Consider the following 21,277-nt stretch of genomic DNA (forward strand, 5'->3'; position numbering starts at 1 on the left):
ATGCTGCCTGATGGCGTCGGCAACGCACAGAGGCGGATCGGTACGCGCCCAATGTCCGGTCTACGTGCGGTCCTTTTCCAGCTCCCCGGCGTGCGCCCCCATGGGCCGCTGTGTCGGTACGTGCGCGTCGGGGTGCGGCAGGCCGCGGCGGGGGTGTGCGGCGGTCTCGGTGTGCTCCCCGGTGAGGGCGCGCAGGTGGCGCACTTCCCGTTCCAGGGCGAGGTGGCGCCGGTGGGCTTCGTACAGGTAGCGGACCTTGGTGCGCAGGGCCCAGGGGTCCACGGGCTTCAGGACGAGGTCGGCGACGCCGAGTTCGAAGGCGGTGGTGGTCAGTTCGTGGTCGGCGCCGAAGCCGGTGAGCAGGATCACGGGAATGTGCTGGGTCTGCTCGACGCGCCGCATGTAGCGCACGACCTCCAGTCCGCTGACGCCGGGCATGCGCACGTCGAGCAGGAGCAGGCCGACCTGGCCGCGCAGCACCTGTTTGAGTGCCTCGTCGCCGCTGGTGGCCCGGCTGAGCTGGTAGCCCAGCGGGGCCAGGGCGCTCTCCAGCGCGTAGAGCGTGTCCTCGTGGTCGTCGACGATGAGGATCCTGGTATCCGACGGCATGGCCCGACGCCCCCTCCCTCGTGGAGGTCCAGAGTAGTCCGGGACACTGACGCGCAGTGCTCGTCAGCTGACATGCTGTGCACAGCGCAGCATGCCTCGGGCTGGCCGCCGTGTCACTCCCGCCGGGGGGGTGCGCGAGGTCAGTTGCCGCTTGTGGTGGAGCCGTTGAGGGCCTCTTCGGCGATGCGCTCGTGGTGCCGGATGACCTCGGCGACGATGAAGTTCAGGAACTTCTCGGCGAAGGCCGGGTCCAGCTTGGCGTCCTCGGCGAGTGCGCGCAGCCGGGCGATCTGGCGGGCCTCGCGGGCCGGGTCGGCGGGCGGCAGCTGGTGCTGGGCCTTGAGGTGTCCGACCTGCTGGGTGGCCTTGAAGCGCTCGGCGAGCATGTGGACGACGGCCGCGTCGATGTTGTCGATGCTGTCGCGCAGCCGGGCGAGCTCTTCGCGCACGGCGGGGTCGACGTCGGGGGAACCGGTGTTGCTGGTGGTCATGGGGCGTCAGCCTACGGGGATCATGCCGGGTGGCCGCCGGCCGTCTCATCCTTCGGCGGTAGGAGTCGCTTGTGGAAGTAGATGTCCTCGTGGCCGCCGGGGACGCCCCGGACGCGGGCCCGTTCCGTGAAGCCGAGCCTCGGGTAGAAGGCGCAGCTCCTCGTCGAGGCGCCTTTCGAGGTCGTCGTCCTGGCCGCCCACCCGGAGCGAAGTGGCGACGGTTGCTGTTCGCTGGTCACGGCCCGGATTCTGCCCCGGGCCGGGCGGTGACGACCGGTTTTCTGCCGTCCCTGCGCCCGTCCACGGCGGGGCGGGGCGGCTCCTCGTACAGTGGAGGGTTCAGGGGCGTCTTGGGGGTGAGGCGTGGCGAACGACGGGCCGGTCGAGCACGGCTACCCGCATCTGGAGACGGTGCGGGCCGCCATCACGGCGCTGTACAAGCGGCTGTCGTACGACACCGTGCGGACGTTCGCGACCAGCGTGCTCCCGGTCGACGTGGCGTTCTGCGACACCGACGACCTGTATCTGGGGGCGCAGCGGGTGGCGCACGAGATGGTGCGGCACTACCGGCTGCCGGACGCCCGGCTGGTCGTGAGCTTCCGGAAGATGCGGCACGCGGCGAACGTGGAGCTCACAGCCGGGCCGGAGTACTTCGTGGAGCTGAACGACCGGTTCCGTGACCATCGGCGAGACATCGGGGCGGCCCTCGCGCACGAGGTGATGCACGTGTATCTGCATCGTCTCGACCTGTCATTTCCGGGCGTCCGGGACAACGAGATCCTCACGGACACGGCGACGACGTATCTGGGGGCGGGGTGGCTCCTGCTGGACGCGTACCGGGAGGACGGGGCGTCCTCGCAGAAGCTGGGGTATCTCACGCCGGAGGAGTTCGGGTACGTGCTGGCCAAGCGGTCGCTGCTGTTCGGGGAGGACCCGTCGGTGTGGTTCACCAGTGCGCAGGCGTACACGGCCTACGTGAAGGGGATGGAGCTGGCCCGCCGGGACGGGCAGCAGCCGCCGCTGACCGCGGCGGGGTGGGCGGGGCGGCGGCGGTACGCCCGGGACCGGCGGCACGCGCCGGCGGGTCCGCCGCAGCCGGGGGTGCGGTACGCGTTCTCCCCCGACGGGGGCGGGCTGCGGGTGTCGTTCCCCTGCCCCACGTGCCACCAGCGGATCAGGGTGCCCGTGCGGGGGCGGGTCCGGGCGCGGTGCGCGTTGTGCCGGAGCGTGCTGGAGTGCGATACGTGAACGTCTGCGATACGTGACCGGCTGCGATACGTGACCGGCTGCGATACGTGACCGGCTGCGATTCGTGAACGTCCGCGACACGTGAACGGCTGGGACACGTGAACGCCTAGGTTCCGTACACCGGTCCGGGCTCGGCCGCCTCGGACAGGAGTTTCCGGGCCTGCTCGCCCGCCTCGGCCGGGGTCCACCGGCCGTCCCTGTCCGTGCTCGGGCCCGGACGCCAGCCCTCCATGACGGTGATCCGGCCGCCCTCCGCCTCGAAGACCCGGCCGGTCACCCCCGCGCTCGCCGGGGAGCCCAGCCAGACCACCAGGGGGGAGACGTTCTCCGGGGCCATGGCGTCGAATCCGGAGTCGGGGGCCGCCATGGTGTCGGCGAAGGTGCGTTCCGTCATCCGGGTCCGGGCGGCGGGGGCGATCACGTTGACCTGGACGCCGTAGCGCCGCAGTTCGGCCGCGGCGACCAGGGTCAGGGCGACGATCGCGGCCTTGGCGGCGCTGTAGTTGCCCTGCCCGACCGAGCCGAGCAGGCCCGCGCCGCTGCTGGTGTTGATGATCCGGGCCTCGGGCCGGCGGCCGGCCTTCGCCTCGGACCGCCAGTGCGCGGCCGCGTGCCGCAGGGGCAGGAAGTGGCCCTTGAGGTGGACGCGTACGACAGCGTCGAAGTCGTCCTCGTCGAGGTTGACCAGCATGCGGTCGCGCAGGAAGCCCGCGTTGTTGACGAGGGTGTCGAGCCGGCCGTACGTCTCCAGGGCGGTGCGGACGAGGGCGGCGGCGCCCTCGGCCGTGGCGATGTCGCCGCCGTGCGCCACGGCCTCGCCGCCCGCCGCGCGGATCTCCTCGACGACCCGGGTGGCGGGGCCGTCGGGTTCGGGCGTGCCGTCGAGGCCCACTCCGAGGTCGTTGACGACGAGCCGGGCTCCCTCGGCCGCGAACGCCAGCGCGTGGGCCCGGCCGAGCCCCCGGCCCGCGCCCGTCACGACCACGACCCGGCCCGCGCAAAGTCCCCTCATGCCGGCTCTCCGCTCATCTCGGCTCCCCGCCTCACGTCAGCTCTCCGCCTCATGTCAGCCCTCCGCTTCAAGTCAGCTCTCCTCGTCCGCGGCAGATGTGCGGCCGGCGGTGGCCGCGTCCAGGAACGCCGGACGTTCACCGCCCCCGTGCACCAGCAGGCTCGCTCCGCTGATGTAGGCGGCGGCGCCGGACGCCAGGAACACCGCGGCGGAACCCACCTCGGACGGCTCGGCGAGGCGCCCCAGCGGGACCGTGCGGCCGACGGCCGCTACACCGTCCCGGTCGCCGTAGTGGAGGTGGGACCGTTCCGTGCGGACCATGCCGACGACGAGGGTGTTGACCCGGACGTCGGGCGCCCACTCCGCGGCCATCGACCGGGCCAGGCTCTCCAGGCCCGCCTTGGCGGCACCGTAGGCGGCGGTGCCGGGCGAGGGGCGGCCGCCGCTGACGCTGCCGATCATGACGATCGAGCCCCGGGCGCACCGGAGCCGGTCGTAGGCGGCGAGGGAGACGGCCAGCGGCGCGAGCAGGTTGAGTTCCACCACGCGCGCGTGCCGGTCCGCCCCGGCCTCGGTGAGCAGCCGGTGGGGTGCGCCGCCCGCGTTGTTGACGAGGACGTCCACCCGGGGCAGGCCGGCGAACAGGCGTCCGGCGGCGTCGGCGTCCCGGACGTCCAGCGGCATGAACTCGGTGCCGGGCAGCGGGGTTTGCGGCGGCCGGCGGGCGCAGACCACGACCTCGGCGCCCGCCCGCACGAAGGCCCGCGCGATGCCGGCGCCGACGCCGCGGGTCCCGCCCGTGACGACGGCGACCTTCCCGTCCAGCTCCATGCGCTGCTACCTTTCCACCTAACAAACGTTTGGTGGAAAGGTAGCTGATGCGGCCATGGGTGTCTCCACCTCGTGCGGGGAAAAGGGCATAGCCGTCGTCACGGTCGACTTTCCGCCGGTGAACGCCCTGCCGGTGGCGGGCTGGTTCGCCCTGGCCGACGCGGTACGCGCGGCCGGGCGCGACCCGGAGGTGCGGTGCGTGGTGCTGTCCGCCGAGGGGCGCGGGTTCAACGCGGGCGTGGACATCAAGGAGTTGCAGGCGGACGACCGGGAGCACAGCGCGCTGCGCGGGGCGAACAGCGGCTGCGCGGAGGCCTTCGCGGCGGTCTACGAGTGCGAGGTGCCGGTCGTGGCGGCGGTGCGGGGCTTCTGCCTGGGCGGCGGTGTCGGCCTGGCGGGCAACGCGGACGCGATCGTGGCGAGCGAGGACGCGGTGTTCGGGCTGCCCGAGCTGGACCGCGGCGCCCTGGGCGCGGCCACCCACCTGGCCCGGCTGGTCCCCCAGCACCTGATGCGGGCGCTGTACTACACGGCCCGTACGGCGAGCGCGGCCGAACTGCACGCGCACGGGTCGGTGTGGCGGGTGGTGCCGCGCGCCGAACTGCCCACCGCCGCCCTGGAGCTGGCCCGGGAGATCGCCGCCAAGGACGGCCGGCTGCTCCGCCTGGCCAAGGCCGCGCTCAACGGCATCGACCCCGTGGACGTGCGCCGCAGCTACCGCTTCGAGCAGGGCTTCACCTTCGAGGCGGGCCTCAGCGGGGTCGGCGCGCGGGTGCGCGGCGGCTTCGGGGGCTCCGGTACACCCGGTGAGTCCGGCGGCCCCGACGCCCCCGGCGGGTCCGGCGACTCCCACGCACCCGGCGGCTCCGGCGACGACGGGCAGGAGGGAGCGCGATGAAGGACAAGACGATGCCGGCGGACGAGGCCGTGGCCCGGCTGTCCAGCGGCATGACCCTCGGCATCGGCGGCTGGGGCTCGCGCCGCAAGCCGATGGCCCTGGTGAGAGCGCTGCTCAGGTCGGGGATCACCGACCTCACTGTCGTCTCGTACGGCGGCCCGGACGTGGGCATGCTGGCCGCGGCCGGGCGGATCCGGAAGCTGGTCACGGCCTTCGTCACCCTCGACTCGATCCCGCTGGAGCCGCACTACCGGGCCGCCCGCGAGCGGGGCGCCTTCGAGCTGACGGAGATCGACGAGGCGATGTTCCTGTGGGGGCTGCGGGCGGCGGCGAACCGGCTGCCGTTCCTGCCGGTGCGGGCGGGGTTCGGCTCGGACGTGATGCGGGTCAACCCCGGTCTGCGGACGGTCACCTCGCCGTACGAGGACGGGGAGACGTTCGTCGCCGTGCCCGCCCTGCGGATGGACGCGGCCCTGGTACACGTCAACCGCGCCGACCGCTCCGGCAACGGGCAGTACCTGGGCCCGGACCCGTACTTCGACGACCTGTTCTGCGCGGCGGCCGACACGGCGTACGTGAGCTGCGAGCGGATCGTCGAGACGGCCGAGCTGACGAAGCAGGGCCCGCCCCAGACGCTGCTGATCAGGCGCCACACGGTCACCGGCGTCGTCGAGGCGCCGAACGGGGCGCATTTCACGTCCTGCGCGCCCGACTACGGCCGGGACGAGGCCTTCCAGAAGCGGTACGCGACCACGCCCTGGCCCGAGTTCGAGGCCGGGTTCCTCGCCGGGGACGAGCAGACGTACCAGGCGGCCGTGCGGGAGGGGACATGACCGGGCCCACCCGCGCCGAGTACTGCGTGATCGCCTGCGCCGAGGCCTGGCGGGACGACGGCGAGGTGCTGGCGAGCCCCATGGGCCTGATCCCGTCGATCGGCGCCCGGCTGGCCCGGCTCACCTTCGCGCCAGAGCTGCTGCTGACCGACGGCGAGGCCCTGCTCGTCCGCCCGGACGGGACGCCCGAGGGCTGGCTGCCCTACCGCGAGCATCTGGCCTGGGTCACGGGCGGGCGGCGGCACGTGATGATGGGCGCGAGCCAGATCGACCGGTTCGGCAACCAGAACATCGCGTGCATCGGCGACTGGGAGCGGCCGAGGCGGCAGTTGCTCGGGGTGCGTGGCGCTCCGGTCAACACCCTGAACAACCCGACCAGTTACTGGATCCCGAGGCACTCCCGGCGGGTCTTCGTCGACCGGGTCGACATGGTCTGCGGGGTCGGCTACGACCGTGCGGCCGGGGCGCGCTACCACCGCATCCCGCGGGTCGTCTCCGACCTGGGCGTCTTCGACTTCGCCACGCCCGACCGCTCGATGCGGCTGGCCTCGCTGCACCCCGGCGTCACGGTCGAGCAGGTCAGGGAGGCCACGGGCTTCGAGCTGACCGTGCCGGACGAGGTGCCGGCGACCAGGGAGCCGACCGACGAGGAGCTCCGGCTGATCCGCGAGGTCGTCGACCCGGCCGGGACCCGGGGCCGGGAGGTCGCCGCGTGAGGGGGACGGCGCTGACCCGGCTGACCGGCGTCCGCCATCCGGTCGTGCAGACCGGGATGGGCTGGGTGGCCGGTCCCCGTCTGGTCTCCGCCTCGGCGAACGCGGGCGCCCTCGGCGTCCTGGCCTCGGCGACGATGACGCCGGGCCGGCTGCGTGAAGCCGTACGGGAGGTGAAGGCGCGGACCGACGCGCCGTTCGGGGTGAACCTGCGCGCGGACGCCGCCGACGCGGGCGACCGGGTGCGGATCCTGATCGAGGAGGGCGTCCGCGTCGCCTCCTTCGCCCTCGCCCCCTCCCGGGAGCTGATCGCCGAGCTCAAAGAGGCCGGCGTGGTCGTCATGCCGACCGTGGGGGCGCGCCGGCACGCCGAGAAGGTCGAGGCGTGGGGCGCGGACGCGGTGCTCGTGCAGGGCGCGGAGGGCGGCGGGCACACCGGCGAGGTGGCCACGACCGTGCTGCTGCCGCAGGTGGTGGACGCGGTGCGGATCCCCGTCGTCGCGGCGGGCGGCTTCTTCGACGGGCGCGGGCTGGCCGCGGCCCTCGCCTACGGGGCCGCGGGCGTGGCGATGGGCACGCGGTTTCTGCTGACCTCGGACTCGACGGTGCCGGACGCGGTGAAGGCGCGGTACCTCGCGGCGACCGTGCGGGACGTGACGGTGACCCGGGCGGTGGACGGGCTCCCGCACCGCATGCTGCGGACGGAACTGGTGGCCGCCCTGGAGGACACCGGCCGGGCCCGTGCGCTGGTGCGGGCCGTGCGCGCGGCGGCCGGTTTCCGGCGGCTGTCCGGGCTGACCTGGCCGCAGCTGGTTCGCGACGGGCTCGCCCTCCGGCACGGCGAGGACCTGTCCTGGAGCCAGGTGCTGCTGGCCGCGAACACGCCGATGCTGCTGAAGTCGGCGATGGTGGACGGCCGTACGGACCTGGGGGTGATGGCGTCCGGGCAGGTCGCCGGGGTGATCGACGACCTGCCGTCGTGCGCGGAGCTGGTGGAGCGGATCGTGAAGGAGGCCGACGAGACGCTGGCGCGGCTCACAGCCGTTCGATGACCGTCACATTGGCCTGGCCGCCGCCCTCGCACATGGTCTGCAGGCCGAACCGGCCGCCGGTGCGCTCCAGTTCGTGCAGCAGGGTCGTCATGAGCTTGACGCCGGTCGCGCCGAGGGGATGGCCGAGGGCGATCGCGCCGCCGTTGACGTTGACCCGGTCCGGGTCGGCGCCGGTCTCCTTCAGCCAGGCCAGGACGACCGGCGCGAAGGCCTCGTTGATCTCGACGAGGTCGATGTCGTCGATGGTCAGGCCGGTCTTCTTCAGGGCGTGGGCGGTGGCCGGGATCGGGGCGGTGAGCATCCGGATCGGGTCCTCGCCGCGCACCGAGAGGTGGTGCACACGGGCGCGGGGGGTGAGCCCGTGGTCGCGCACGGCCCGCTCGGAGGCCAGCAGCATCGCCGCCGCCCCGTCGGATACCTGCGAGGAGCAGGCGGCGGTGACGGTGCCGCCGTCGAGGACCGGCTTGAGCCCGGCCATCTTCTCCAGGGAGGTGTCCCGGCGGGGTCCCTCGTCGGCGGTGACCTCCCCGTACGGCACGGTCTCGCGGCCGAAGCGCCCCTCGTCGACGGCCCGCACCGCCCGCTGATGGGAGCGCAGGGCGAACTCCTCCTGGTCCTGCCGGCTGATCCCCCACTTCGCGGCGATCATCTCGGCGCCCACGAACTGGTTCACGGGCTTGTCGCCGTACCGGGCCCGCCAGCCGGCGCTGCCCGCGAAGGGGCCCCGCGTCAGCCCGAGCGGTTCGGCGGCCTGCCGGGTGGCGAAGGCGATGGGGATCATCGACATGTTCTGCACCCCGCCCGCGACCACCAGGTCCTGGGTGCCGGACAGCACGGCCTGCGCGGCGAAGTGCACGGCCTGCTGCGAGGAGCCGCACTGCCGGTCGACGGTCACGCCCGGCACCTCCTCGGGCAGCCCGGCCGCCAGCCAGCAGGTCCGGGCGATGTCCCCGGCCTGCGGCCCGACCGCGTCCAGGCAGCCGAGGACGACGTCCTCCACGGCGGCCGGGTCGATGCCCGAGCGGTCCATCAGCTCCGCCAGGACGTGCGCGCCGAGGTCGGCCGGGTGGACCGCGCTCAGCCCTCCCCCGCGCCGCCCGACGGGCGTGCGGACCGCTTCGACGATGTAGGCCTCGGCCATGACGACTCCCTCGCACCTAGGGGCTGTTCGCGTACGGCGATCCCGTCCAGCACCATCGACAGGTACTGCCGGGCGATCTCCTCGGGGCTGTGCTGTCCGCCCGGCCGGTACCAGGACGCGGCGACCCAGACCGTGTCGCGCACGAACCGGTAGGTGAGCCGGACGTCGAGGTCGGCCCGGAAGGCCCGCTCGGCGACGCCGCGCTCCAGCGTGGACAGCCAGGCCTTCTCGAACCGGCGCTGCGATGCGGCGAGGAACGCGAACCGCTCCTGCACCACGAGCTGTTTGCTCTCCTTCTGGTAGATCGCGACGGCCGCGCGATGCCGGTCGATCTCCCGGAACGACTCGGTGACCAGGGCCTGGAGCGTCTCGCGCGGTCCCAGGCCGGCGCCGAGGACGGTGTCGTAGCCGTCCCACAGCTCGTCGAGGAAGGTGCGCAGGATCTCCTCCAGCATCGATTCCTTGGAGTCGAAGTGGTAGTAGAGGCTGCCGGCGAGCATCCCCGCGTGGTCCGCGATCTTGCGGACGGTGGTGGCGTTGTAGCCCTGTTCGGCGAAGACCTCGGCGGCGGTGTCGAGGAGTTCACGGCGGCGCGCGGGCGCTGCGGCGCTCACCTGGGGCTTCTTCTTGGTCGGCACGTCGTCCATTGTCCTAGGCGTGTTGACTGCTGACGGCGACGACCTCGCCCGTCATGTACGAGGAGTAGCCGGACGCCAGGAACACGATGACGTTGGCCACCTCCCAGGGCTCGGCGTAGCGCCCGAAGGCCTCGCGCGCGGTCAGGTCCGCCAGCAGTTCCGCCGAGGTCACCTTCACCAGGTGCGGGTGCATGGCGAGGCTCGGTGAGACGGCGTTGACCCGGACGCCGTATGCGGCGGCCTCCTGCGCCGCGCACCGGGTCAGGGCCATCACCCCGGCTTTCGCGGCGGCGTAGTGCGCCTGTCCCGCCTGCGCGCGCCAGCCGACGACGGAGGCGTTGTTGACGATCACGCCTCCCCCTGACTGCCGCATCAGGCGCAGGGCGGCGCGGGTGCACCGGAAGGTGCCGTTCAGCGTCACGTCCAGGACGCGGGACCACTGCTCGTCGGTCATGTCGGCGAGCTCCGCGGTGCCGCCCAGTCCGGCGTTGTTGACCACGACGTCGAGGCGCCCGTGCTCGGCCGCCGCCGTCTCGAACAGGGCGCGCACCTGCGTCTCGTCGGTGACGTCGCAGGGCACCGCGGTGACCGACTGCCTGCCGAACTCCCCGGCCAGCCGGGCCTCGTACTCCTTGAGCCGTCGCGCGTGCGCGTCGCTGATCAGCACGCGGGCCCCCTCCTCCAGGAAGCGCCGCGCCGTGGCCCCGCCGATGCCCGCACCGGCCGCCGCGGTGACGACGGCGGTCCGCCCTTTCAGCAGGCCGTGCCCGGGCACATACGCCGGGCTCTCGACGTCTGTCATGGGCTCACGCTAACCTACCAAACACTTGTTAGGGAAGGAGGGGCGGTCATGGACCTGGCGTTCTCCCCGGCGGACGAGGCGTTCCGCGCCGAGGTGCGGGAGTGGCTGCACGCGCACGTGCCGCGCGCGCCCCTGCCCTCCCTGGAGACCGAGGAGGGCTTCGCCGCGCACCGCGCCTGGGAGGCGGAGCTCTCCGCGGACCGCTGGTCGGTCGTCAACTGGCCTTCGCGCTACGGCGGGAGGGACGCGGGGCTCCTGCGGTGGCTGCTCTTCGAGGAGGAGTACTGGGCGGCCGACGCGCCGGGCCGCGTCGGCCAGAACGGCATCCAGCTGCTCGCCCCGACCCTCCTCGACCACGGCACCGAGGAGCAGCGGTCCCGGGTCCTGCCTCCGATGGCCTCCGGCGAGGTGATCTGGGCGCAGGCCTGGTCGGAGCCGGAGGCCGGTTCGGACCTGGCGTCCTTGCGGGCGAGGGCCGTGCGCACGGACGGCGGCTGGCTGCTGACCGGCCAGAAGACCTGGTCCTCGCGGGCGGCGTTCGCCGATCGCGCCTTCGGTCTGTTCCGCAGCGACCCGGACGCGGCGAAACCCCACCAGGGTCTGACGTACCTGATGTTCGGTCTGCGCGCCCCGGGTGTCACGGTCCGCCCGATCGCCCGCCTCGACGGCAAGCCGGCCTTCGCGGAGCTGTTCCTGGACGAGGTCTTCGTGCCCGACGAGGACGTGATCGGCGAGCCGGGCCAGGGCTGGCGGATCGCGATGTCGACGGCGGGCAACGAACGGGGTCTGATGCTCCGATCCCCCGGCCGTTTCCTCGCCTCGGCCCACCGGCTGGAGGAGTTGTGGCGGCGGCAGGGCCGGCCGGCGTCCGCGCGTGACCGGGTGGCCGACGCCCTGATCGGCGCCCGCGCCTACCAGCTCTTCACCTACGCGGCCGCCTCCCGCCTCCTGGACGGCGAGCGCGTCGGCCCCGAGTCGAGCCTCAACAAGGTCTTCTGGTCCGAGCTGGACATCGCTGTGCACGAGACGGCCCTCGACCTGCTCGGCCCCGACGGCGAGCGCGCCGACACCGACTGGGCGGAGCGGTACGTCTTCGCCCTCGCCGGGCCTCTCTACGCGGGCACGAACGAGATCCAGCGGGACATCATCGCCGAGCGCCTGCTCGGCCTGCCGAAGGGCCGCCGCTGATGCGTTTTCTCTTGGACGCCGAGCAGCGGGCCTTCGCCGCGTCGCTGGACGGCCTGCTGACGGCGGCGGACACCCCCGCGGTGATCCGGGACTGGAGCCGGGGCGACCATGCGAGCGGGCGGGCGCTGTGGTCCCGTCTCGCGGAGGCGGGCGTGTTCGCGCTGGCGGTGCCGGAGGCGTACGAGGGGCTGGGCCCGCGGCCGGTCGAACTGGCGGCGGCCTTCGTGGAGCTGGGCCGCCACGCGGTGCCGGGCCCCCTCGTCGAGACGGTCCTGGCGGCGGTGCTCCTCGAGAGGGCGGACCCGGGGACGGCGAAGCGGCTGGTGCCGGCGCTGGCGTCCGGGGAGACGATGGCGACGGTGGCCGCCGAGGGGGCGTACGCCCTGGACGGCGACGCGGCCGCCCTCCGGATCTCCTGGGGGCCCGGCCGCATCCGCCTCTCCCCCGGCCACGGCCCCGTGCGCCCCTCCCTCGACCCGGCCCGCCGCCTCACCCCGCTCCTCCCCGGCGGCGACCTCCTCGCGCTCCCCCCGGACGAGGCCCTCACCTGGGCCCGCCTCGCCACCGCCGCACAGGCCCTCGGCGTGGGCCTGGCACTGCTCGACAGAACGGTCGGATACGTCAAGCAGCGCACCCAGTTCGGGGTCCCCGTCGGTTCGTTCCAGGCGGTCAAGCACCGGCTGGCCGACGCGAGGATCGCCCTGGAGTTCGCGCGCCCGCTGGTGTTCGGCGCCGCGCTGACCATGGAGCCCTCCGACGCCGCCGCCGCCAAGGCCGCCGCGTGCGAGGCGGCGTACGCCACCGCCCGGACCGCGCTGCACCTGCACGGGGCGATCGGCTACACCGCGGAGTACGGACTGTCGCTGTGGCTGACCAAGGCCCGGGCCCTGCGCACCGCCTGGGGCGCGCCCGAGGAGTGCCGGGCCCTGGTCGTCAGTGCGGATGATCGCCGCTGGTGATCTCCCGGTACTCCTCCACCGTCGGCTTCTCGATCCGCGCGTCGGGCCCGTACATGGCCTTCGCGAGCCGGGCGCGCAGCCGCTCGGACCGCTTGACCTTGCGGCGGACACCCCCCGCGTCGACCTCGCGCCCGACCTCGTACGGCGGGTGCTGCACATGCTGGGTGAGGGTGAACAGCTCGGCCTGCGCGAGGGGCTCGTGGACCTCGATGTACTCACCGGTCGGCAGCCGCTTGACGGTGCCGGTCTCCCTGCCGTGCAGCACCTTGGCGCGATCGCGGCGCTGCAGGCCCATGCAGATCTTCTTCGTGACGATGAAGGCGGCGACCGGCAGCACGAAGACGCCGATCCGCACGAACCAGGTGATCACGTTGATGGACAGATGCAGATGGGTGGCGACGATGTCGTTGCCGCCGCCGATCAGCAGCACCGCGTACAGGGTCAGCCAGGCCACGCCCAGGCCGGTGCGCACGGGCGCGTTGCGCGGCCGGTCCAGGATGTGGTGCTCGCGTCTGTCGCCGGTGATCCAGGCCTCGATGAAGGGGTAGAGGCCGAGGGCGAGCAGGATCAGCGGGAACAGCGAGAAGGGGATGAACACGCCGAGGACGAGCGTGTGCCCCCAGAAGTTGATCTCCCACCCCGGCATCACCCGGATCAGGCCCTCGGAGAACCCGAGGTACCAGTCGGGCTGGGCGCCGGTGGTGACCAGGTCGGGGCGGTAGGGGCCGAAGGCCCACACGGGGTTGATCTGGGCGATGGCGCCCATCACCGTCAGGACGCCGAAGACGAGGAAGAAGAAGCCGCCGGCCTTGGCCATGTAGACGGGCAGGAAGGGCATCCCGACGACCGACCGCTCCTTGCGTCCGGGGCCCGGGAACTGGGTGTGCTTGTGGTAGAAGACCAGGATCAGATGGGCGGTGACCAGGCCGAGCATGATCCCGGGCAGCAGCAGGATGTGGACGGGGTACAGCCGCGAGATGATGTCCTCGCCCGGGAACTCCCCGCCGAACAGGAAGAACGACAGGTACGTCCCGACGATCGGGATCGACAGGATCGCGCCCTGCGCGAAGCGGATGCCGGTGCCGGACAGCAGGTCGTCGGGGAGGGAGTAGCCGGTCAGGCCGGTGATGATGCCGAGCATCAGCAGGGTCCAGCCGAAGAGCCAGTTCAGCTCGCGCGGCTTGCGGAAGGCTCCCGTGAAGAACACCCGCATCATGTGCACCAGCATGCCGGTGATGAAGACCAGGGCCGCCCAGTGGTGGATCTGGCGGATCAACAGCCCGCCGCGCACATCGAAGCTGATGTCCAGGGTGGACTCGAACGCCTTGCTCATGAGCACGCCGTTGAGCTCCGTGTAGGAGCCGTTGTAGACGACCTCCTGCATGCTGGGCTCGAAGAACAGGGTGAGGTAGACGCCGGTGAGGATCAGCACGATGAAGCTGTAGAGGGTGACCTCGCCCAGCATGAAGGACCAGTGGTCCGGAAAGACCTTGCGCATGTTGGCCTTGGCCAGGCCGTAGAGCCCGAGCCGCCCGTCCGCCCAGTCGGCGAGCTTCTCGCCTTTGCCGGCGGGAGGTCTCCGGTCCGCGGAGTCCGTCCCGTACACCCGTCGTGCGCCGTCGTCGCCCATACGTCGTCGCCTCCCCGTCGGATCCTTCCCAGCGTGGCACGGTGTCGCGGCCGTGCAAACGGGGCGTGGGCCAAGGGGCGGGACGGTTGGGCCAGGGGAGCGAGCCCCGGTCAGCGGCTGCGGGGGTCCCTGACGATGCCCTGGGCCCGCGCGGCCACCAGCCACTTCGGGAACTCGCCCACCAGTCGGTCGTACAGCTCGGTGTCCGAGACCTTCCGGGGATCCTCCCCCGCGTGGAAGAACCCCGCGATGGGCCGCATCCTCTCACTCCTCGGCGACCGCTCCGATCGCTCCCGGACCACCGCCCCGCTCACCGCTGGACCGACCCAACGCTCCGATCACTCCTCGACGACCGCACCGTCGCTCAGCTCCAGCACCCGGTCGGCCAAGCCCAGGAGTTGGGGGTCGTGGGTGGCGACGAGGGCCGTGACGCCCTCGCTGCGCACCACGGCCCGCAGCAGCTCCATCACCGCCAGGCCGGTGGCGGCGTCGAGCTGGCCGGTCGGCTCGTCGGCGAGCAGCAGGGCTGGGCTGTTGGCGAGGGCCCGGGCGATGGCGACCCGCTGCTGCTGCCCGCCGGGGTTCTGCCGGCGGCCGGTTCCGGGCTCGGTCCGAAGGCGCTGCGGGCGGCCGTGCGCGGCGCCGGCCCGGACCTCTCGGTGCCCCTGCGCAGCGAGGAGCGCGCGGCGCTGTCGTACACCGCGGCCCTGGGCATGGCGGACCGGGTGCTGCTGGAGCTGGAGGAGGACCACATCCAGGTGTGGCCGGACGGGCACGCGAACGCACCCGGAACCGGGAACGAGAACCGCTGAGGACGTGCGACGGCGCCCGCCCATTCGTCCGGTCGGGGACAAGGGGCAGGCGCCGTCAGTGTTCCGCACGCCTTTGTGCGGGACGTCTTGAGAAGTGCGGTCGGACCACGGATGAGGTGGCCGGACCACGGGTGAGGTGGCGGACCGCGGTTGTGGTGCGGTCAGACCACGGTCGAGGTGGCCAAACCGCGATTGAGGTGCGGTCAGACCATCAGCGCGCGGTCCGTCGGGCGGATCGGCGCCGGCAGCTCGCTCGCACCCGTGAGGGCACGGTCCACTCCGCGCGCCGCCGAGCGGCCCTCCGCGATCGCCCAGACGATGAGCGACTGGCCGCGGCCGGCGTCACCGGCTACGTACACGCCGGGCACGTTGGTCCGGAAGTCGTCGTCGCGGGCGATGTTGCCGCGCTCGTCGAGCTCCAGGCCGAACTGCTCGACCAGGCCGTTCTCCCGGTCGGTGCCGGTGAAGCCCATGGCGAGGGTGACCAGCTGCGCGGGGATCTTGCGCTCGGAGCCCGGCTTCGGGGTCAGCTTGCCGTCGATGAACTCCACCTCGGTGAGGTGCAGCCACTGGACGTTGCCGTCCTCGTCGCCCTCGAAGTGGGTCGTCGAGACGGAGTAGACCCGCTCACCGCCCTCCTCGTGGGCCGAGGTGACCTTGTACAGCATGGGGAAGGTCGGCCACGGCTGGGAGGCCGCGTTCCGCTCCTCGCCCGGGCGGGGCATGATCTCCAGCTGCGTGACGGAGGCCGCGCCCTGACGGTGGGCGGTGCCCACGCAGTCCGCGCCGGTGTCGCCGCCGCCGATGACCACGACGTGCTTGCCCTCGGCCGAGATCGGGGGCGCCACGAAGTCGCCCTCCTGCACCTTGTTGGCCAGCGGCAGGTACTCCATGGCCTGGTAGATGCCCTTGAGTTCACGGCCGGGCACCGGCAGGTCACGCGCCATGGTCGCGCCGACGGCCAGGACGACCGCGTCGTAGCGCTTCTTGAGGTCCGTGGCCTTCAGGTCGCGGCCGATCTCGATGCCGGTGCGGAAGCGGGTGCCCTCCGCGCGCATCTGCTCGATGCGGCGGTTGATGTGCCGCTTCTCCATCTTGAACTCGGGGATGCCGTAGCGGAGGAGACCTCCGATGCGGTCCGCGCGCTCGTAGACGGCGACGGTGTGGCCGGCCCGGGTCAGCTGCTGGGCGGCGGCGAGTCCCGCCGGGCCCGAACCGATGACCGCGACGGTCTTGCCGGACAGGCGCTCCGGGATCTGCGGGGCGACGTCCCCGGTCTCCCACGCCTTGTCGATGATCGAGACCTCGACGTTCTTGATGGTGACCGGCGGCTGGTTGATGCCCAGCACACACGCCGCCTCGCAGGGAGCGGGGCACAGACGGCCCGTGAACTCCGGGAAGTTGTTCGTCGCGTGCAGACGCTCCGAGGCGGCCGCCCAGTCCTCGCGGTAGGCGTAGTCGTTCCACTCGGGGATCAGGTTCCCGAGCGGACAGCCGTTGTGGCAGAACGGGATGCCGCAGTCCATGCAGCGGCTGGCCTGCTTGCTGATGATGGGCAGCAGGGAGCCGGGAACGTAGACCTCGTTCCAGTCCTTGACGCGCTCCTCGACGGGGCGGGACTTGGCGAGCTCGCGCCCGTGGTTCAGGAAGCCCTTCGGGTCAGCCATTGATCGCCGCCTCCATCATCTTCTCGTGGGTCTCGGTCTCGGAGAGACCGGCTCGCTCGGCGGCTTCCTTGGCGGCGAGCACTGCCTTGTAGGTGCTGGGGATGATCCTGCTGAACCGCTCGACGGCGGAGTCCCACTCGGCCAGGAGCTTCTCGGCGACGGTCGAGCCCGTCTCCTCCTGGTGGCGGCGGACCACGTCGTGCAGCCACTGCTTGTCGTCGTCGTCCAGCGCCTCGACGGCGTCCAGGTTGCCGACGTTGACGTTGTCGCGGTCCAGGTCGATCACGTACGCGATACCGCCGGACATGCCGGCCGCGAAGTTGCGGCCCGTCTCGCCGAGGACCACCGCGTGACCGCCGGTCATGTACTCGCAGCCGTGGTCGCCCACGCCCTCGGAGACGACCGTGGCGCCGGAGTTGCGGACGCAGAACCGCTCGCCGACCTTGCCGCGCAGGAACATCTCGCCGCCGGTGGCGCCGTAGCCGATCGTGTTGCCGGCGATGACGCTGTACTCGGCGAGGTGGTCGGCCGCGCGATCCGGGCGGACCACGATCCGCCCGCCGGACAGGCCCTTGCCGACGTAGTCGTTGGCGTCGCCCTCCAGGCGCAGCGTGACACCGCGCGGCACGAAGGCGCCGAAGGACTGGCCCGCGGAGCCGGTGAAGGTGATGTCGACGGTGTCGTCGGGCAGGCCCGCGCCACCGAACTTCTTCGTCACCTCGTGGCCGAGCATGGTGCCGACCGTGCGGTTGATGTTGCGGATCTGCACCTGGGCGCGCACCGGCTGGGCGTCGGTGGCACCGGTCGCGGAGAGCGCGTCCGAGGCCAGCTTGATCAGCTGGTTGTCGAGCGCCTTCTCCAGACCGTGGTCCTGCGCGATGATCTGGTGGCGCGCCGCGCCGTCGGGCAGTTCGGGCACGTGGAACAGCGGCTCCAGGTCCAGGCCCTGTGCCTTCCAGTGGTCGACGGCCCGCGTGACGTCGAGGGCCTCGGCGTGGCCGACGGCCTCCTCGATGGAGCGGAAGCCCAGCTCGGCGAGGATCTCGCGGACCTCTTCGGCGATGAACTGGAAGAAGTTCACGACGTACTCGGCCTTGCCGGAGTAGCGCTCGCGCAGGACCGGGTTCTGCGTGGCGATGCCGACCGGGCAGGTGTCCAGGTGGCAGACGCGCATCATGACGCAGCCGGAGACGACGAGCGGAGCGGTCGCGAAACCGAACTCCTCGGCGCCGAGCAGCGCGGCGATGACCACGTCACGGCCGGTCTTCAGCTGGCCGTCGGTCTGGACGACGATGCGGTCGCGCAGGCCGTTGAGCAGCAGCGTCTGCTGGGTCTCGGCGAGGCCGAGCTCCCAGGGACCGCCGGCGTGCTTCAGCGACGTGAGCGGCGAGGCACCCGTACCACCGTCGTGCCCGGAGATCAGGACGACGTCCGCGTGCGCCTTGGAGACACCCGCGGCGACCGTGCCGACGCCGACCTCGGAGACCAGCTTCACGTGAATCCGCGCCTGCGGGTTCGCGTTCTTCAGGTCGTGGATCAGCTGGGCGAGGTCTTCGATGGAGTAGATGTCGTGGTGCGGCGGCGGGGAGATGAGCCCCACGCCCGGCGTCGAGTGCCGCGTCTTGGCGACCCACGGGTAGACCTTGTGGCCGGGCAGCTGGCCGCCCTCGCCGGGCTTGGCGCCCTGGGCCATCTTGATCTGGATGTCGTCGGAGTTGACCAGGTACTCGGAGGTCACACCGAAGCGGCCGGAGGCGACCTGCTTGATGGACGACCGGCGGGCCGGGTCGTACAGGCGCTCCGGGTCCTCGCCGCCCTCACCGGTGTTGGACTTGCCGCCCAGCTGGTTCATGGCGATGGCGAGGGTCTCGTGCGCCTCCTGGGAGATGGAGCCGTACGACATGGCGCCCGTGGAGAAGCGCTTGACGATCTCGGAGACCGGCTCGACCTCGTCGATGGAGATCGGCTGCCGGTCCGACGTGAAGCCGAACAGGCCGCGCAGCGTCATCAGCCGCTCGGACTGCTCGTTCACGCGCTCGGTGTACTTCTTGAAGATGTCGTACTTGCCGGAGCGCGTGGAGTGCTGGAGGCGGAAGACCGTCTCCGGGTCGAACAGGTGCGGCTCGCCCTCGCGGCGCCACTGGTACTCGCCGCCTATCTCCAGGGCGCGGTGCGCCGGGGCGATGCCGGAGGCCGGGTAGGCCTTGGCGTGCCGGGCGGCGACCTCCTTGGCGACGACGTCGATGCCGATGCCGCCGATCTTGGTGGCGGTGCCGTTGAAGTACTTCTCGACGAAGGCCTCGTCGAGGCCGACGGCCTCGAAGACCTGGGCGCCGCGGTAGGAGGCGACCGTCGAGATGCCCATCTTGGACATGACCTTCAGCACGCCCTTGCCCAGGGCGTAGATGAGGTTGCGGATGGCCTGCTCGGCCTCGATGCCGGGCAGGAAGGTCCCGGCGCGGACCAGGTCCTCGACGGACTCCATCGCCAGGTACGGGTTGACGGCGGCGGCGCCGTAGCCGATGAGCAGGGCGACGTGGTGGACCTCGCGGACGTCACCGGCCTCGACCAGCAGACCCACCTGGGTGCGCTGCTTGGTGCGGATGAGGTGGTGGTGGACGGCCGCGGTGAGCAGCAGCGACGGGATCGGCGCGTGCTCGGCGTCCGAGTGGCGGTCCGACAGGACGATCAGGCGGGCGCCGTTCTCGATGGCGGCGTCGGCCTCGGTGCAGATCTCGTCGATGCGCGCGGCCAGCGCGTCACCGCCGCCGTGCACTCGGTACAGGCCGGAGAGCGTCGCGGCCTTGAAGCCGGGCATGTCGCCGTCGGCGTTGATGTGGATGAGCTTGGCCAGCTCGTCGTTGTCGATCACCGGGAAGGGCAGCAGGACGCTGCGGCAGGAGGCCGCGTTCGGGTCGAGCAGGTTGCCCTGGGGGCCCAGCGACGAGCGCAGGGAGGTGACCAGTTCCTCGCGGATGGCGTCCAGCGGCGGGTTGGTGACCTGCGCGAACAGCTGGGTGAAGTAGTCGAAGAGCAGGCGCGGGCGGTCCGACAGCGCGGCGATCGGCGAGTCGGTGCCCATGGAGCCGATCGGCTCGGCACCGGCCTTGGCCATCGGCGCCACGAGGACGCGCAGCTCCTCCTCGGTGTAGCCGAAGGTCTGCTGACGGCGGGTGACCGAGGCGTGCGTGTGCACGATGTGCTCGCGCTCGGGCAGGTCCTCGAGCTCGATCTCGCCGGCCTCGATCCACTCCGCGTAGGGGTTCTCGGTGGCGAGCTCGGCCTTGATCTCGTCGTCCTCGATGATGCGGTGCTCGACGGTGTCGACGAGGAACATGCGGCCGGGCTGGAGGCGGCCCTTGCGGACGACCTTGGAGGGGTCGATGTCCAGGACGCCGACCTCGGAGCCGAGGACGACGAGGCCGTCGTCGGTGACCCAGTAGCGGCCGGGGCGAAGGCCGTTGCGGTCCAGGACCGCGCCGACCTGCTTGCCGTCGGTGAAGGTGACGCAGGCCGGGCCGTCCCAGGGCTCCATCATCGTGGAGTGGAACTGGTAGAAGGCGCGCCGGGCCGGGTCCATGGAGTCGTGGTTCTCCCACGCCTCCGGGATCATCATCAGCACGGAGTGCGGCAGGGAGCGGCCGCCCAGGTGCAGGAGCTCCAGGACCTCGTCGAAGGAGGCGGAGTCGGAGGCGTCCGGCGTACAGACCGGGAAGATCCGGTCGATGGGCTTGTCGTCGGAGCCGAACAGGTCGGAGACGAGCTGCGACTCGCGGGCCACCATCCAGTTGCGGTTGCCCTTGACGGTGTTGATCTCACCGTTGTGCGCGACGAAGCGGTAGGGGTGGGCCAGCGGCCACGACGGGAACGTGTTCGTCGAGAACCGGGAGTGCACGAGCGCGATCGCGGAGGCGAAACGGCGGTCGGACAGGTCCGGGAAGAAGGGCTCCAGCTGGCCGGTGGTCAGCATGCCCTTGTAGACGATGGTCCGCGCGGACAGCGACGGGAAGTACACGCCGGCCTCGCGCTCGGCGCGCTTGCGCAGCACGAAGGCCTTGCGGTCGAGGGCGATGCCCTCCGAAGCGCCGTCGCTGACGAAGATCTGGCGGAAGACCGGCATGGTCGACCGGGCGGTGGCTCCCAGCAGCTGGGGGGCGACCGGCACCTCGCGCCAGCCGAGGACGGTGAGGCCCTCGTCGGCGGCGATCGTCTCGATCTGCGAGACGGCGTCGGCGGTGGAGTCCTCCGGCAGGAAGGCGATGCCGACGGCGTAGGAGCCGGCGTCGGGCAGTTCGAATCCGGCCACGTCACGGAAGAAGGCGTCCGGGACCTGCGACAGGATGCCGGCGCCGTCGCCGGAGTCGGGCTCGGAGCCGGTGGCGCCGCGGTGTTCGAGGTTGCGCAGGACGGTCAGAGCCTGCTCGACCAGGGTGTGGGACGCCTCGCCGGTGAGGGTGGCGACGAAGCCGACGCCGCAGGCGTCGTGCTCGTTGCGGGGGTCGTACATACCCTGCGCAGCAGGGCGAGCATCCATGAAGGACCAGTTCTGGCCATTCGCGGAATGCTGGGACGGCTGGCGCGGCGTACGCATCGGCTCTCCCGTCGTCGTCATCTGGCATATGCAAGTGCCGAGGGACGACGTTGGCCCTCGCGTGATCGCAAAATTTCGTGCAGGTTACATGATGGAGCGGTTCTCGGGAACCGGGATAATCCGTTCCAGCATGCGGACACCGCGGGTGCGCGGCGGGGGTAC

Annotated in this window: 18 protein-coding genes and 2 pseudogenes; 7 read left to right on the plus strand and 13 right to left on the minus strand. The window is 72.0% G+C overall.

All coding sequences use genetic code 11. From position 1 onward, the window contains the following. Positions 1–60: 60 nt before the first annotated feature. The 3 genes from QOL88_RS09715 to QOL88_RS09725 form a co-directional block, all read right to left on the minus strand. Positions 61–609 carry a response regulator gene (locus tag QOL88_RS09715; RefSeq protein ID WP_097216043.1) on the minus strand — a complete coding sequence of 183 codons (549 nt, stop codon included), beginning with the start codon at positions 607–609 and terminating at the stop codon, positions 61–63. A gap of 140 nt (positions 610–749) precedes the next feature. Beyond that, positions 750–1,100, minus strand: coding sequence for a chorismate mutase (locus QOL88_RS09720; RefSeq protein ID WP_097216044.1), 351 nt, complete (start codon positions 1,098–1,100; stop codon positions 750–752). A 20-nt stretch (positions 1,101–1,120) separates the two neighbouring features. Then, on the minus strand, positions 1,121–1,339 hold the full coding sequence (locus QOL88_RS09725) for a hypothetical protein (RefSeq protein ID WP_143668847.1): 219 nt from the start codon (positions 1,337–1,339) through the stop codon (positions 1,121–1,123). A 124-nt stretch (positions 1,340–1,463) separates the two neighbouring features. Here QOL88_RS09725 and QOL88_RS09730 point away from each other — a divergent pair, with 124 nt between their 5' ends. Then, positions 1,464–2,348: a hypothetical protein gene (locus QOL88_RS09730; protein WP_283445884.1), complete on the plus strand. Its 885-nt coding sequence runs from the start codon at positions 1,464–1,466 to the stop codon at positions 2,346–2,348. 106 nt (positions 2,349–2,454) lie between these two features. Here the strand turns inward: QOL88_RS09730 and QOL88_RS09735 are convergent, their stop codons facing one another. Together QOL88_RS09735 and QOL88_RS09740 are read right to left on the minus strand one after the other, a co-directional pair. Next, positions 2,455–3,360 (minus strand): SDR family oxidoreductase, encoded by a 906-nt coding sequence (locus QOL88_RS09735; protein WP_097216045.1) that lies wholly within the window; start codon positions 3,358–3,360, stop codon positions 2,455–2,457. 72 nt (positions 3,361–3,432) lie between these two features. Continuing rightward, on the minus strand, positions 3,433–4,191 hold the full coding sequence (locus tag QOL88_RS09740) for an SDR family oxidoreductase (RefSeq protein ID WP_097216046.1): 759 nt from the start codon (positions 4,189–4,191) through the stop codon (positions 3,433–3,435). Between the two features lie 55 nt (positions 4,192–4,246). On the opposite strand from QOL88_RS09740, the gene QOL88_RS09745 reads away from it, so the two are divergent. Genes QOL88_RS09745 through QOL88_RS09760 form a run of 4 tightly spaced genes read left to right on the plus strand, consistent with a single transcriptional unit; the run spans position 4,247 to position 7,687 of the window. Further along, on the plus strand, positions 4,247–5,089 hold the full coding sequence (locus QOL88_RS09745) for an enoyl-CoA hydratase family protein (RefSeq protein WP_097216047.1): 843 nt from the start codon (positions 4,247–4,249) through the stop codon (positions 5,087–5,089). After that, the gene (locus QOL88_RS09750) at positions 5,086–5,922 is read left to right on the plus strand and encodes a CoA transferase subunit A (RefSeq protein ID WP_097216048.1); all 837 of its coding nucleotides are present in this window, start codon (positions 5,086–5,088) and stop codon (positions 5,920–5,922) included. The genes QOL88_RS09745 and QOL88_RS09750 overlap by 4 nt, the downstream gene beginning before the upstream one ends. Next, positions 5,919–6,638, plus strand: coding sequence for a CoA-transferase subunit beta (locus QOL88_RS09755; RefSeq protein WP_097216049.1), 720 nt, complete (start codon positions 5,919–5,921; stop codon positions 6,636–6,638). The genes QOL88_RS09750 and QOL88_RS09755 overlap by 4 nt, the downstream gene beginning before the upstream one ends. Further along, positions 6,635–7,687, plus strand: a complete 1,053-nt coding sequence (locus tag QOL88_RS09760; RefSeq protein WP_097216050.1) for an NAD(P)H-dependent flavin oxidoreductase — start codon at positions 6,635–6,637, stop codon at positions 7,685–7,687. The genes QOL88_RS09755 and QOL88_RS09760 overlap by 4 nt, the downstream gene beginning before the upstream one ends. Here QOL88_RS09760 and QOL88_RS09765 read toward each other — a convergent pair. Genes QOL88_RS09765 through QOL88_RS09775 form a run of 3 tightly spaced genes read right to left on the minus strand, consistent with a single transcriptional unit; the run spans position 7,671 to position 10,268 of the window. After that, a complete protein-coding gene (locus QOL88_RS09765) occupies positions 7,671–8,828 on the minus strand; it encodes an acetyl-CoA C-acetyltransferase (protein WP_097216051.1) in 1,158 nt (385 codons plus the stop codon). The genes QOL88_RS09760 and QOL88_RS09765 overlap by 17 nt on opposite strands. Then, positions 8,765–9,466, minus strand: a complete 702-nt coding sequence (locus QOL88_RS09770; protein ID WP_257027674.1) for a TetR/AcrR family transcriptional regulator — start codon at positions 9,464–9,466, stop codon at positions 8,765–8,767. Before QOL88_RS09770 ends, QOL88_RS09765 begins: the two co-directional genes overlap by 64 nt. Before the next feature lie 13 nt (positions 9,467–9,479). Further along, positions 9,480–10,268 carry an SDR family oxidoreductase gene (locus tag QOL88_RS09775; RefSeq protein ID WP_097216052.1) on the minus strand — a complete coding sequence of 263 codons (789 nt, stop codon included), beginning with the start codon at positions 10,266–10,268 and terminating at the stop codon, positions 9,480–9,482. Positions 10,269–10,316: 48 nt separating this feature from the next. Here QOL88_RS09775 and QOL88_RS09780 point away from each other — a divergent pair, with 48 nt between their 5' ends. Then, positions 10,317–11,456: an acyl-CoA dehydrogenase family protein gene (locus QOL88_RS09780; RefSeq protein ID WP_097216053.1), complete on the plus strand. Its 1,140-nt coding sequence runs from the start codon at positions 10,317–10,319 to the stop codon at positions 11,454–11,456. Then, on the plus strand, positions 11,456–12,415 hold the full coding sequence (locus QOL88_RS09785; RefSeq protein ID WP_097216054.1) for an acyl-CoA dehydrogenase family protein: 960 nt from the start codon (positions 11,456–11,458) through the stop codon (positions 12,413–12,415). The genes QOL88_RS09780 and QOL88_RS09785 overlap by 1 nt, the downstream gene beginning before the upstream one ends. Here QOL88_RS09785 and qcrB read toward each other — a convergent pair. From qcrB to gltB, 5 genes and pseudogenes are all read right to left on the minus strand, one after another. Beyond that, entirely contained in the window at positions 12,390–14,045 is a 1,656-nt protein-coding gene (qcrB, locus tag QOL88_RS09790) for a cytochrome bc1 complex cytochrome b subunit (protein WP_097216055.1), read from the minus strand. The two genes, QOL88_RS09785 and qcrB, sit on opposite strands and share 26 nt — an antisense overlap. A 110-nt stretch (positions 14,046–14,155) precedes the next feature. Continuing rightward, positions 14,156–14,299: pseudogene (locus QOL88_RS09795) on the minus strand (VWA domain-containing protein); the annotation flags it as partial. 84 nt (positions 14,300–14,383) lie between these two features. Then, positions 14,384–14,626, minus strand: a pseudogene (locus QOL88_RS38810) (ATP-binding cassette domain-containing protein); the annotation flags it as partial. A gap of 434 nt (positions 14,627–15,060) precedes the next feature. Next, complete coding sequence (locus QOL88_RS09805) at positions 15,061–16,524, minus strand: glutamate synthase subunit beta (RefSeq protein WP_031108862.1); 1,464 nt, start codon at positions 16,522–16,524, stop codon at positions 15,061–15,063. Next, positions 16,517–21,115, minus strand: coding sequence for a glutamate synthase large subunit (gltB, locus tag QOL88_RS09810; RefSeq protein ID WP_097216056.1), 4,599 nt, complete (start codon positions 21,113–21,115; stop codon positions 16,517–16,519). Before gltB ends, QOL88_RS09805 begins: the two co-directional genes overlap by 8 nt. Between the last annotated feature and the right edge of the window lie 162 nt (positions 21,116–21,277).

Origin of the sequence: Streptomyces sp. Ag82_O1-12 (assembly GCF_900182715.1) — a bacterium.
Classification (GTDB): domain Bacteria; phylum Actinomycetota; class Actinomycetes; order Streptomycetales; family Streptomycetaceae; genus Streptomyces; species Streptomyces massasporeus.